This is a genomic window from Streptomyces sp. ERV7 (genome assembly GCF_001653515.1).
GTDB lineage: Bacteria > Actinomycetota > Actinomycetes > Streptomycetales > Streptomycetaceae > Streptomyces.
Map to the genome: position 1 here is coordinate 1,041,214 of NZ_LYOY01000051.1, position 12,076 is coordinate 1,053,289.

At 73.9% G+C, this 12,076-nt stretch carries 10 protein-coding genes and 1 pseudogene; 7 read left to right on the forward strand and 4 right to left on the reverse strand.

The window, feature by feature from the left end; all coding sequences use genetic code 11:
* Positions 1-135: 135 nt before the first annotated feature.
* Positions 136-1,014: pseudogene (locus A8W25_RS27555) on the forward strand (MBL fold metallo-hydrolase); the annotation flags it as partial.
* A gap of 3 nt (positions 1,015-1,017) precedes the next feature.
* Here A8W25_RS27555 and A8W25_RS27560 read toward each other — a convergent pair.
* The gene (locus A8W25_RS27560; protein WP_234386628.1) at positions 1,018-1,674 is read right to left on the reverse strand and encodes a DedA family protein; all 657 of its coding nucleotides are present in this window, start codon (positions 1,672-1,674) and stop codon (positions 1,018-1,020) included.
* Complete coding sequence (locus A8W25_RS27565) at positions 1,674-2,444, reverse strand: MBL fold metallo-hydrolase (RefSeq protein WP_067166296.1); 771 nt, start codon at positions 2,442-2,444, stop codon at positions 1,674-1,676. The genes A8W25_RS27560 and A8W25_RS27565 overlap by 1 nt, the downstream gene beginning before the upstream one ends.
* Before the next feature lie 268 nt (positions 2,445-2,712).
* On the opposite strand from A8W25_RS27565, the gene A8W25_RS27570 reads away from it, so the two are divergent.
* The 5 genes from A8W25_RS27570 to A8W25_RS27590 all read left to right on the forward strand — a co-directional run bounded on the left by A8W25_RS27570 (position 2,713) and on the right by A8W25_RS27590 (position 9,728).
* A complete protein-coding gene (locus A8W25_RS27570) occupies positions 2,713-3,117 on the forward strand; it encodes a hypothetical protein (RefSeq protein WP_067166297.1) in 405 nt (134 codons plus the stop codon).
* Between the two features lie 97 nt (positions 3,118-3,214).
* The gene (locus tag A8W25_RS27575; RefSeq protein WP_067166300.1) at positions 3,215-5,341 is read left to right on the forward strand and encodes a phage holin family protein; all 2,127 of its coding nucleotides are present in this window, start codon (positions 3,215-3,217) and stop codon (positions 5,339-5,341) included.
* A gap of 66 nt (positions 5,342-5,407) precedes the next feature.
* Positions 5,408-6,790 carry an amino acid permease gene (locus A8W25_RS27580; protein WP_079126429.1) on the forward strand — a complete coding sequence of 461 codons (1,383 nt, stop codon included), beginning with the start codon at positions 5,408-5,410 and terminating at the stop codon, positions 6,788-6,790.
* A gap of 77 nt (positions 6,791-6,867) precedes the next feature.
* Complete coding sequence (locus A8W25_RS27585; protein WP_067166304.1) at positions 6,868-7,929, forward strand: ATP-binding protein; 1,062 nt, start codon at positions 6,868-6,870, stop codon at positions 7,927-7,929.
* Positions 7,926-9,728 (forward strand): DUF2201 family putative metallopeptidase, encoded by a 1,803-nt coding sequence (locus A8W25_RS27590; protein ID WP_067166307.1) that lies wholly within the window; start codon positions 7,926-7,928, stop codon positions 9,726-9,728. The genes A8W25_RS27585 and A8W25_RS27590 overlap by 4 nt, the downstream gene beginning before the upstream one ends.
* Positions 9,729-9,754: 26 nt before the next feature.
* Here the strand turns inward: A8W25_RS27590 and A8W25_RS27595 are convergent, their stop codons facing one another.
* The gene (locus A8W25_RS27595; protein ID WP_079126430.1) at positions 9,755-10,759 is read right to left on the reverse strand and encodes an NAD-dependent epimerase/dehydratase family protein; all 1,005 of its coding nucleotides are present in this window, start codon (positions 10,757-10,759) and stop codon (positions 9,755-9,757) included.
* A gap of 78 nt (positions 10,760-10,837) precedes the next feature.
* Here A8W25_RS27595 and A8W25_RS27600 point away from each other — a divergent pair, with 78 nt between their 5' ends.
* The gene (locus A8W25_RS27600) at positions 10,838-11,149 is read left to right on the forward strand and encodes a 4a-hydroxytetrahydrobiopterin dehydratase (protein ID WP_067166310.1); all 312 of its coding nucleotides are present in this window, start codon (positions 10,838-10,840) and stop codon (positions 11,147-11,149) included.
* A gap of 36 nt (positions 11,150-11,185) precedes the next feature.
* On the opposite strand, the gene A8W25_RS27605 is transcribed toward A8W25_RS27600, so the two are convergent.
* Positions 11,186-12,064: a sigma-70 family RNA polymerase sigma factor gene (locus A8W25_RS27605; protein ID WP_067166312.1), complete on the reverse strand. Its 879-nt coding sequence runs from the start codon at positions 12,062-12,064 to the stop codon at positions 11,186-11,188.
* Between the last annotated feature and the right edge of the window lie 12 nt (positions 12,065-12,076).

Genomic DNA, 12,076 nt, shown 5'->3' on the forward strand with positions numbered 1-12,076 from the left:
AGGCCACCGGGGCGCTCCGCGGGAGACCGCCGCCACCGGAGCGGAAGCCGCCACCGAACAGGTACCGCCATGAATCAGGAGCCGCCTCGATGACGGAACAGACGGAAGAGACGGAACGGGCCCAGCGCCTGCGGGGAAGGCGCGCTGCGGCCGTCCCCGCAGGGGCTGCGCGGTATCGCCGAGCTGCCGTTCGCGCCCGGGCCGCTGCCCGCCGTGGACACCGCGACGGTCGCCGTGACCTGGGCCGGGCACGCCAGCTGGGTGGTGCGGATGCGGATCGGCGGGCTCCCCTTCCTGCCCGCCCCCGTCTGGCCCCGCCGCATCCTGGGCACCCCGGCCCGGCTCACCCCCGTCGGAGTGCGCTGGGAGGACCTGCCGCCGGTCGACGCCGTCGTCATCAGCCACAACCACTACGACCACCTGGACGCGCCGACCCTGCGCAGACTCCCGCGCCGCACCCCGCTCTTCGTCCCGGCGGGCCTCGCCCGCTGGTGCGGACGGCGCGGGTTCACCCGGGTCACCGAGCTCGACTGGTGGGAGTCCGCCGAACTGGCCGTGCCCGGCAGGGAACCCGTGCGGTTCGACTTCGTGCCCGCCCACCACTGGTCCAAGCGCTCCCTCACCGACACCTGCCGCTCGCTGTGGGGCGGCTGGGTGCTCGGCGACCGCCGGGGGCAGCGCGTCTACTTCGCCGGGGACACCGGCTACGGCCACTGGTTCAAGGAGATCGGCCGCCGCCATCCCGCGCTCGACCTGGCCCTGCTCCCGATCGGGGCGTACGCGCCGCGCTGGTGGCTCAGAGATGTGCACGCCGACCCGGAGGAGGCCGTCCAGGCGTGCGAGGACCTCGGTGCGCGGCGGATGGCGCCGATGCACTGGGGCACCTTCGTGCTCTCCGCCGAGCCGGTGCTCGAACCCCTGGCCCGGGTACGGGCGGCCTGGGAGCGGACGGGCAGGCCGCGCGCCCATCTGTGGGACCTGCCGGTGGGGGCCTCCCGGGTGCTGGCCGCCTGAGCCCTACTTCGGGTGCGGAGCCTTCGCCGGTTCGGCCGCCGCCCCGTGCCGCAGCCTGCGCCACACCGTCGGGGCCCCGCTGATCAGCAGCGTCAGCACGACCGCCGCGACCACGCCCTGCCACGGCTCCGGGAAGAGCGAGCCGCCCAGGATGCCGATCAGCCCGTACGCACCGGCCCAGGCCACACACGCGGGCACGTCGCCGCGTACGAACGTGCGCAGCGGCATCCCGCCCAGCAGACACGCCAGCATCACCGGGATCCGGCCCGCCGGGACGAGCCGGGACAGGACCAGGACCGCGGCGCCGTGCCGGTTCAGCTTCTCCTCGGCCTGCGCGAGCCGGTCCGGCGCCGCCCGGTCCCGCAGCGCCGCGAGCCACCGCGACCCGCCGCGCGAGCGCACCCCGCGCTGCCCCAGCCAGTACAGGGCCACGTCCCCCAGGAACGCGGCGAGCGCGCCCACCGCGAAGACCAGCAGCAGCGAGAACCACGCCGTCTGGTGGAAGGCGACCACCGCCGCCGTCGACACCAGCGCCCCGGTGGGCACCACGGGCACCAGCGAGCCGAGCACCACCAGGATGAACAGAGACGGGTAGCCGAGCGCCTGCTGGGTCGACTCCGGTGGCACCTGGCCCGCCGCCCGCGCCAGGAACACGCCGATCACCGGGCGACCTCGGGCCGTACGCTCTCGCCGTGCGCCAGCCGGTGCACCGTCACCCCGGGCGCCAGCCGGGCCGCGTGGCGGACGAAGTCGTCGCCGGGCGCGTGGAACTCGTGCGGGCGCACCCCGTCGAGCCCGATCGGCCAGTACGTGCCGTAGTGCACCGGAACCGCCGCCCGCGCGCCGAGCCGCGCCAGGGCCTCGGCGGCCCGGCCCGCGTCCAGATGGCCGGGGCCCAGATACGGCCCCCAGCCGCCGACCGGCAGCAGTGCCACGTCGATGGGGCCGACCTCCTCGGCCATCGCGTCGAACAGCCCGGTGTCCCCGGCGAAGTAGGTGCGCGCCCGGCCCTCGATGACATAGCCGAGCGCGGCGGCGCGGTGCGGCCCGAACGGCAGTCGCCGCCCGTCGTGGCGCGCGCTCACCGCACGGATGCGCAGGTCACCCGCCTCGACGAGGTCACCGGCCCGGACCTCGGTCAGCCGCAGCCCCAGCTTGCGCAGCCCCGGCACGGCCCGGACCGCGCCGTGCGGCAGCACCAGCCGGGCGCCGGGCGGGAGCCGGGCCAGCGAGGGCAGGTGCAGATGGTCGGAGTGCAGATGCGAGACGAGCACGACCTCGGCGACGGCGGCCTCGGGCGGCGGCACCGCACCCCGGCGCCTGCGCAGATGCGCCAGGCGCCGGGCGAAGAGCGGATCGGTCAGCACCCGTACCCCGGAGTCCTCGACCGTGCAGGTGGCGTGACCCCACCAGGTGATCTCCACCGGCACCCGAAATCTCCTCCGCTCGAAATCCACCGCGCGCGCTGTTGGGTACGAGCCTAAGTGTCGTGGGGCGCACCGGACGGGGTCCGGGGTAGGCATCGGTCCACGAAGGGAAGGCCCGGCATGATCATGCACTCTGAGCAGTGCCCGCGCTGCGGCGGGATACTCGCGGTCACCCAGGACGGCTGGAAGATCTGCCACTCCTGCGGCTACTCCTCGCCGCCGTGAACCAGGAGTAGGGTCGGCACCACAACGAAGGGCATGGGGGTCGGTCATGGGTGACGTGCGAGTGGCGGCGATCGCCAGTCTGACCCCGCTGGAGGAACTCGACCTGGACCCCTTCCTGGTGGACACCCGCAGCCAGCACGAGATGTGCGCGCGCTGGGCCGCCGACAAGGGGTACGTGGTCACCCGGCAGCTGCTCTTCTACGGGCTGCGCCCCGACCACGTCGGACTGTGGGCGGACGTGGACGCGGGCCAGGTGGACCTCTTCGTCGCGCCCAACGAGCGCGTCCTGGAGCGGGCGTTGACGTCGGTGCCGGACTTCTCCGCCGAGTGCGAGCGGCGCGGGGTGCGCCTGGAGACGGCCGGGCTCGACGAACCGTCGTACGACGCGGCCAAGAAGGCCCACATCCACCGCAGGCTCTCGATGCCGACCGCCGGGTACGACGGCTGCTGAGGCGGCCGCCACCTGCCGGGATCAATTGCGTCGGCCGGTTTCCCTCCCTGTGACACGCTGGGAGGGATCGGCTAGGCGAGAGGCAGTGACGAGCGGCGTGAGTACAGGGCGATGGCGGACGGCGGGCAGCGCCCTGGTGCGGGTGATCGTGGTGTGGGTGGTCTCCACCCTCACCATGATGGTGCTCGCGGGGATCCTGCCCGACTTCCGGCTGAAGTCCGCGGGCGGCGACAGCATCACCCGCGTGGCGCTCACCGCCGCCTGGGGCGCCGGGGCGTTCGGTCTGCTCAGCGCCCTGGTGTGGCCCCTGGTGGTGCGCGCGTTCCTGCTGGTCCCGGCCCTCGTCCTGGGCCTGTTGGTGTTCTTCCTCAACGGCTCGCTGCTGCTGATCGCGCTGAGCCTGATCCCCAGCGGGCGCGGCGCGGCCCAGCCGGAGACCGCGGTGGTGGTGGCCGCCGCGATGTCGGCCGTCGCCTCGGCGACCTCCACCGCGCTGGCGGTGCGGGACGACAACGCCTACCGGCGCCGGCTCTCGCGTCTGGCCGACCGGCGCCGCCGCCGGCGCGGCGACGAGGACCGCGGAACGGAGCCGCCCGGCACGGTCTTCCTCCAGCTCGACGGCGTCGGCCACGACGTGCTGTGCCACGCGGTCGCGGCCGGTCTGATGCCGACCGTGGCCGGCTGGCTGGAGCGGACCCACCGGCTCACCCCGTGGCGCACCGACTGGTCCAGCCAGACCGGTGCCAGCCAGCTCGGCATCCTGCACGGCTGCACCTTCGACGTGCCCGCCTTCCGCTGGTACGAGAAGGAGACCGGCGAGCTGATGGTCTCCAACCGGCCCGCCTCCGCCGTGGAGCTCCAGCGCCGGGCCGTGCAGCGCACCGGCGACGGAGGGCTGCTCACCGTCGACGGCGCCAGCCGCGGCAACCTCTTCTCCGGCGGCGCCGACCAGCTCGCCCTGGTCCTGTCGATGGCGGCCCGGCGCGGTCGCCGCAACCGCTCCCGGGCGGGCTACTTCGCGTACTTCTCGGACCCGGCCAACGCCGTCCGTACCGCGCTCTCCTTCGTCGCCGAGGTCGGCCGCGAGATCGGCCAGTCCACCCGCGCCCGGCTGCGCGGGGACGCGCCGCGGGTGCGGCGCGGCGGGCTCTACCCGTTCATCCGGGCCTTCGCCACCGTCGTCGAGCGTGATGTGGTGGTCGCCGCGGTGATCGGGGACATGCTCGCCGGGCGCACCGCCGTCTACGCCGACCTGGTGGCGTACGACGAGGTCGCCCACCACTCCGGACCGCACGGCCGGGACGCCCAGAAGGTCCTGGAGCGTCTGGACCGGTCGATCGCGCTGCTCGCCAAGGTCGCCGAGCACGCCCCGCGCGCGTACCGGATCGTGCTGCTCTCCGACCACGGGCAGAGCCCGGGCGAGACGTTCGCGGGTGCCTACGGGCTGACCCTGAAGGACCTGGTGCGGGCCGGCTGCGGGCTGCCCGTGCCGCGCAGCGCCGGGCGCACCAAGAGCGGCGCGGAGGCGCGGGACGCGGTGCGCGTCGCACTGCACCGGCCGGTCCCGGAGAACGGGGAGCCGGGGCCCGCCTCCGACCCCGTCGTGCTCGCCTCCGGCAACCTCGGGCTCGTCTCCTTCCCGGACACCGAGGGGCGGATCGCCCGCGAGGAGATCGACCGCCGCCACCCCGCGCTGCTGCGCACCCTCGCCGGGCACCCCGGCATCGGGTTCCTCCTGGTGCGCAGCGAGGAGTGCGGCGCGGTGGTCATCGGCGGCGCGGGCACGGACCGGATCCAGGAGGTGCCGCTCGCCGAGCTGGAGGACGGCAAGGGCCCGTTGACCGGGTTCGCCCCCGGCGCCGCAGAGGCCGTGCGGCGCACCGACACCTTCCCGCACACCGCCGACATCATGGTCAACTCCATGTACGACCCGGTCACCGGCGAGGTGCACGCCTTCGAGGAGCAGATCGGCTCGCACGGCGGGCTCGGCGGCGAGCAGGCGCACCCGTTCCTGCTGTCGCCGCGCGAGCTGTCGGCGCCGGTCGCCGACGGGGACCGGCTGGTGGGCGCCGAGCAGGTGCACCACGTGCTGCGGCGCTGGCTGCGCGAGTGCATGGGACCGCAGGTGCCGGTTTCCCCCGCCGCGCAGATTCCCCGGTCGGAAGACGAAGTGGACGGACCTTTTCCGGTTGAAGGGGCGGCCCTGCGGGACAAATCCGCGTGATTTTGAGCGGGGCCCTCCGTACCCGACCATGAACGGGTTTTGGCACGGAGAGAGGCGCACCACCCCATGACCACGCAAGAGACCCAGAGCAGGCATGCCCGGCAGTTCGGATTGCCGGTGGCGACCGCACTGGTCATGGGCAACATCATCGGCGGCGGGATCTTCCTGCTCCCGGCGTCGGTCGCCCCCTTCGGCACCATCAGCCTGGTCGCCTTCGCGGTCCTGACCGTGGGCGCGATCGCGCTGGCACTGGTCTTCGGGCGGCTCGCCCAGCGGCTGCCGCAGACCGGCGGGCCCTACGTCTACGCGCGCGAGGCGTTCGGCGACTTCGCCGGGTTCCTCGCCGCCTGGTCGTACTGGATCACCACCTGGGTCTCCAACGCGGCGCTCGCCGTGGCGGCCGTGGGCTACCTCGACGTGCTGATACCCCTGCACGGCGACAAAGCGGCCACCATCGCGGCGGCGCTGGCCCTCCAGTGGCTCCCGGCGCTCGCCAACCTCGCGGGCACCCGGTACGTGGGCGCGGTCCAACTGGTCTCCACGGTCCTGAAGTTCGCGCCCCTGCTGTTCGTGGCGGTCGGCGGGCTCTTCTTCTTCGACCCGGCCAACCTCGGCCCGCTCCAGGCCGACGACCGGAGCGCGATGGGCGCCGTCTCCGCCTCGGCCGCGATCCTGCTCTTCAGCTACATCGGCGTCGAGTCGGCCGCGGTCAGCGCGGGCGAGGTCCGCAACCCGCGCCGCAACGTCGGCCGCGCCACCATCCTCGGCACCGTCGGCGCCGCCCTGATCTACCTCCTGGGCACCCTCTCGGTCTTCGGCACCGTGCCGCACGACCGTCTGGTGACCTCCACCGCGCCCTTCACCGACGCCGTCAACGCCATGTTCGGCGGCAGTTGGGGCGGCACCGCGGTCGCCGTCGCCGCGCTGGTCTCCATGGTCGGCGCCCTCAACGGCTGGACCCTGCTGAGCGCCCAGACCCCGTACGCCGCGGCCCAGGACGGTCTCTTCCCGAAGGTCTTCGCCCGCAGGACCCGGGGCGTGCCGATCGCCGGTGTCCTGGTCACGGTGGTCCTCGCCTCGTCGCTGACCGTCTACAACTACACGGCCGGCTCCCAGGGCGTCTTCGAGATGCTGGTCCTGGTCACCACCTTCACGGCGACCGTGCCCTATCTGCTGTCCACCGCCGCCCAGATCTACTTCCTCGCCTCCGGCCGCGCCGACCGCGTCCACCGGGGCCAGCTGGTCCGCGACGGGCTGCTCGCCGGCCTCGCCGCCGCCTTCTCCCTGTGGCTGGTGGCCGGCTCCGGCTACGAGGCGGTCTACCAGGGCGTGCTGTTCCTCTTCGCGGGCGTGCTGGTGTACGCGCTGCTCGCGGCCCGCAAGCAGGCCGCCCGCGAGGACGCGGCGGAGCTCCCCGAGCAGGCGGTACGGGAGAGCGCCCGCGCGTAAATGGGGTGCGGGGCGATGTCCGGCCCGCCCACACTGGGCGTTCCGGACATCACGTACCCCTTTGAGGAGCCCCGCACTTGCAGGCCACCGTCACCGTCACGCCCGCGCAGATACCCGAGCTGCTGCTCGGACTCGCCACCGTGCGGCCCGTGTTCCTCTGGGGAGCGCCCGGCATCGGGAAGTCGTCGCTGGTGCGGAAGTTCGCGGAGTCGCTCGGCCTGGAGTGCGTCAGCCTGCTCGGTACGCAGCTGGCGCCCGAGGACCTGATCGGCGTGCCGCAGATCCGCGACGGCCGCTCGGTGTTCTGCCCGCCGGAGGCCATCGCGCGCGACGAGCCGTACTGCCTCTTCCTCGACGAGCTCAACGCGGCCACTCCCGACGTCCAGAAGGCCTTCTACTCGCTGATCCTGGACCGCCGCATCGGCAGCTACGAACTGCCCGCCGGATCCATAGTGATCGGCGCCGGAAACCGCGCCACCGACAACGCGCTGGCCCGCCCCATCGCCTCCGCGCTGGTCAACCGGCTCGCCCACGTCCATCTGCGGGCCTCCTCGTCCGACTGGCTGGTGTGGGCCGGTGAGCACGGCATCCACCCTTGGGTGACCGACTACCTCGCCGACCGTCCCGACCACCTGTGGTCGCAGCCGCCCAAGAGCGAGGAGCCGTTCTCCACCCCGCGCTCCTGGCACATGCTCTCCGACGCCCTGCACTCGTTCGGGACGGCGCTCGACGAGGAGACCCTCAAGGTCCTCGCGCACGGCACCCTGACCCCGGCGCACGCCGTCTCCTTCTGCGGCTACGCCAAGATCGTGCGGCACACCTACGGGATCGACGCGATCATCAAGGGCGACGCCTCCTGGCCCCGCCGGATCGAGGACCGGGACCTGCTCTACTACCTCGCCGAGGCCTTCCGCGGCCGGCTGGTCAAGGAGCTGCCCACGTCCAAGGGGCACGCCTCGGCCGCCGTCCGCGAGACCGCCTACCGGGCCAAGTCCCTGCTGGTGCAGCTCGCCGAGATCTCCGTGGAGGTCGCCCAGACCGTCATCGCCGAGGACGCCGACGGCCGGCCGGTGCTGCCCGCCTGGTTCCTCGTCGAGGCCGCGCGCGACATGCCCCGCCTGGTGGAGGCGCGCCAGTGAGCCGTCCCCGCAAGGTCTCCCCGGCGCGTCCCGACCCGGCCGCCGAGGCCTTCGCGGCCGGGCTCGCACTGGTCAAGCGCAACCCGGCGCTCGCCGCCGTCGAGGCGAGCGTGTGCCGCGGCGCCACCTGCTCGGTCCACCCCGGCCAGGGGCTCGCGGTCGTCGACTCCGACGGGTGCGTCCACGTCCACCCCACCCGGCGGGCCGAGCCCGAGGAGTGGGCCTGGACGCTCGCGCACGCCTTCATCCACCTCGGCTTCGGGCACGTCCCGGCCGAGAAGGGCGCCCGCACCCAGCCCGACCGCTTCGACCTCGCCGCCCGCTGCACGGTGGTCAACCGCTTCCTGCTCGGCTTCCCGGTCGGCGTCGCGCCCGACCACCTGCCGGAGAGCTACCCGGACGGCGAGGAGGAGCAGCTCGCCGCCCGCTGGCGGCGCGACGGCATCCCCGCCGTCTACGAGCGCTGCGGCACCGCCGACGGCACGCCCGACCAGCTCCTCGTCGAGTGGCACGGCTGGCAGGGCACCGCCCCCGACTGGCAGCTCGGCTTCGCCCACGCGCTGACCCGGACCGTCTCCGCCGCCATGGACGTGGCGGGCGGCCGCCGCGACAGCCTCACCGGCGAGCGGCTCGTCCAGCAGCCCTGGGAGCGGGCGCTGAGCTGGTTCGTCTCCTCCTACCCGCTGCTCGGCGGCGTCGCCGCCGGGATGCGCGTGGTCGCGGACGCCGAACTCGCCCGCGCCCACGGCATCGCCGTCGCCGCCGTGGACGCCACGCTCGGCGAGATCTACCTCAACCCCCTGGTGCGGTACGACGACGAGGAGTGGCGGTTCGTCCTGGGCCACGAGATGCTGCACGCCGCCCTGCGCCACGGCGACCGGCGCGGCGCCCGCGACCCGTACCTCTTCAACGTCGCCGCCGACTACGTCATCAACGGCTGGCTGGTCGAGATGGGCGTGGGCCAGATGCCCGAAGGGCTGCTGTACGACCCGTCGTTGAAGGGCCTTTCGGCCGAGGAGGTGTACGACCGGATCGCCACCGATCTGCGCCGTCGCCGCCGGCTCGCCACCCTGCGCGGCAAGGGCGTCGGCGACATCCTCGGCGAACCGCTCGGCCACCGCCCGTCCGACGCGGTCGACCTCGACGCGTTCTACCGGCGCGCCCTGGTCCAGGGCCACCAGCTGCACGGCGACCGGCAGCGCGGGCTGCTCCCGGCCGGGCTCGTCGAGGAGATCCGGGCGCTGGCCCACCCGCCGGTGCCGTGGGACGCCCGACTGGCGCGCTGGTTCGACGAGTTCGTGCCCCGGCCGCAGCCCGTGCGCAGCTACGCCCGCCCGTCCCGGCGCCAGGCCGCGACCCCGGACATCCCGCGCGCGGGCCGCTACTTCCCGCCCGAGGAGACCAGCCGCTGCACCTTCGGGGTGGTCCTGGACACCTCCGGCTCGATGGACCGGCGCCTGCTCGGCAAGGCTCTGGGCGCCATCGCCTCCTACGCCGAGGCGCGTGACGTACCGGCGGCGCGGGTGGTGTTCTGCGACGCCGCCCCGTACGACGCGGGCTTCCTGCCCCCGGCCGAGATCGCCGGGCGGGTACGGGTGCGGGGGCGCGGTGGGACCGTCCTGCAGCCCGGCATCGACCTGTTGCGGCGCGCCGAGGACTTCCCGGCCGCCGCTCCCGTACTGATCATCACCGACGGCTGGTGCGATGTGCTGCGGGTGGGGCGCGAGCACGCCTATCTCGTGCCGCAGGGCGGGGCGCTGCCGTTCACCCCCAAGGGGCCGGTGTTCCGGGTGCACTGACGGGCGTTCACCCGGGAGAGCGGATATCACCCGGATCCGGGCAGTTCATGGGCTTTCGCGGGCAGGGTTGTGGCATGCCGCCCGTTCTCCTCGCCGCCCTGCGCCGCGCCGTCGTGGTGCTGCTCGTGGTGGCCGCGCTGCTCCCCGAGCCGGTACTCACCCGTCACCACCGGCGCGGGCCCGCCGTACGCCCCCGCCAGCGCCTCGGCCATCTCGCCCACCGTGTGCGGGGTCCCGCTGCCCGTGTTGTACGCGGTGAGGGTGCCCGGCGGGCGCTCGCGCAGGGCCTCCAGAGCGACCGCGTTCGCCGAGGCCACATCGCGTACGTGCACGAAGTCCCGGCGCTGGCGGCCGTCCTCGAAGACCCGGGGCGCCTCGCCGCGCGCGAGGGACGAGCGGAAGAAGGAGGCGACCCCCGCGTACGGGGTGTCGCGGGGCATCCCCGGCCCGTACACGTTGTGGTAGCGCAGCGACACCGCACGGCCGCCGGTGGCGCGTGCCCAGGCGGCCGTCAGATGTTCCTGGGCCAGCTTGGTCGCCGCGTACACATTGCGCGGGTCGGCGGGCGCGTCCTCGCCGACCAGGCCCGGCGTCAGCTCCGCGCCGCAGCGCGGGCACAGCGGCTCGAAGCGCCCGGCCGCCAGCTCCTCGTACGGCCGGGGCCCGGGGCGTACGGGGCCGTGGCGCGGGCACTCGTAGCGCCCCTCCCCGTACACCACCATCGATCCGGCGAGCACCAGATCGTCCACGCCCGCCTCGGCCATCGCGGCGAGCAGCACCGCCGTGCCCAGGTCGTTGCAGGACACGTAGTCGGGCGCGTCGGAGAAGTCGGTGCCGAGGCCGACCATCGCGGCCTGGTGGCAGACGGCGTCCACGCCGTGCAGCGCCCGGGCGACGGCCTCGCGGTCGCGGACGTCGTCGGCGGGGTCGACCGCGCGGTCGAGGACGACTGGTTCATGGCCCCGGGCGGAGAGGGCCGTAACGATCTGCGAGCCGATGAAGCCCGCGCCTCCCGTGACAAGTACACGCATAGGGGCGACGCTACGGATACGGAGCCGGAGACACCGCGCTCCACTCCGCACCGTCACCACCTCGTAAGGAGTCCGGTCATGCCCGTTGAGCCGCTGTCGCAGAAGGACATCGAGGACCGCCTGCGCGAACTGCCGGGCTGGTCGCTCGCGGACGGCGAGGAGCGCCTCGCCCGCACCTACCGGCTGGCCTCGCACTTCGCGGCCACCGCGATGGTCATCCACATCGCGCAGATCCAGGACGAGCTGAACCACCACTCGGATCTGACGCTCGGCTACAACACGGTGGCGCTCACGGTGAACAGCCACGACGCGGGCGGCCGGGTGACCGAGAAGGACTTCGAGCTCGCCCACCGCGTCGAGGCGATCGCCCCCGGCCACGGCGCGGGCTGACCTCCCGGGGCGCTCGGGCCCCGGGAGGCGCCGGGGTCACGCGTCGAGCGCCGCCACATCGAGCTCGGCCAGTCGTTCCAGGTCGGCCAGGATGTTGATCTCGACGATCCTGTCGTCCCGGACCGTGAAGCCGAGCACCGCCATCGTCCGGCCCTCCGGGGCGTTGACCACGCCCATGGCGCCGTTGACCAGCGCCGGACGGGCGAACTTGGCGTACTGGGCGAAGGACAGCGCGTTCTGGACCACGGCGTGGGCGCCGAGCACCGTCTTGGACGGGGTGAGCGAGCCCGGCCCGTAGTCGGCCCGGAGCACGATGTCCGGGTCGAGGGTGGCGAGCAGGCCCTCGAAGTCGCCGCCGCGCGCCGCCGCGAGGAAGGCGTCGACGACCTTGCGCTGCCGGTTCAGGTCCGGGTCGGGAACGGCCCGGCCCTGCACCCGGCGGCGGGCCCGGCTGGCCAGCTGTCGGGTCGCCGCCGGGGCGCGGTCCACGATCGGCGCGATCTCCTCGAACGGCACACCGAACATGTCGTGCAGGACGAACGCCAGCCGCTCGGCCGGGGCCAGGGTGTCGAGCACGACGAGCAGGGCGAGCCCGACCGAGTCGGTGAGCAGCGCCTCGTGCTCGGGGTCCACCCGGTCCGGACGGTCCACGATCGGGTCGGGCACATGGACGTCGAGCGGGTCCTCGCGCCGGGCCTGGCGCGAGCGCAGCATGTCGAGGCAGACCCGCGAGACGACGGTGGTCAGCCAGCCGCCCAGGTTCTGCACGCCCTCGCTGGAGCTGGCCGCCCGCAACCAGGCCTCCTGGACGGCGTCCTCCGCCTCGCTCAGCGAGCCGAGCATCCGGTAGGCGACCGCCCGCAGGCGCGGGCGGTTCTCCTCGAAACGCTCGGCCAGGGATTCGTTCTCGTCCATCGGTTCAGCTTC

What these genes read in the sequence shown, in the direction of transcription:
- A8W25_RS27600 (WP_067166310.1), top strand. Translation starts at nt 10,838, where the DNA reads ATGCCCGTTGAGCCGCTGTCGCAGAAGGACATCGAGGACCGCCTGCGC.
- A8W25_RS27595 (WP_079126430.1), bottom strand. Translation starts at nt 10,759, where the DNA reads ATGCGTGTACTTGTCACGGGAGGCGCGGGCTTCATCGGCTCGCAGATC.
- A8W25_RS27605 (WP_067166312.1), bottom strand. Translation starts at nt 12,064, where the DNA reads ATGGACGAGAACGAATCCCTGGCCGAGCGTTTCGAGGAGAACCGCCCG.
- A8W25_RS27580 (WP_079126429.1), top strand. Translation starts at nt 5,408, where the DNA reads ATGACCACGCAAGAGACCCAGAGCAGGCATGCCCGGCAGTTCGGATTG.
- A8W25_RS27570 (WP_067166297.1), top strand. Translation starts at nt 2,713, where the DNA reads ATGGGTGACGTGCGAGTGGCGGCGATCGCCAGTCTGACCCCGCTGGAG.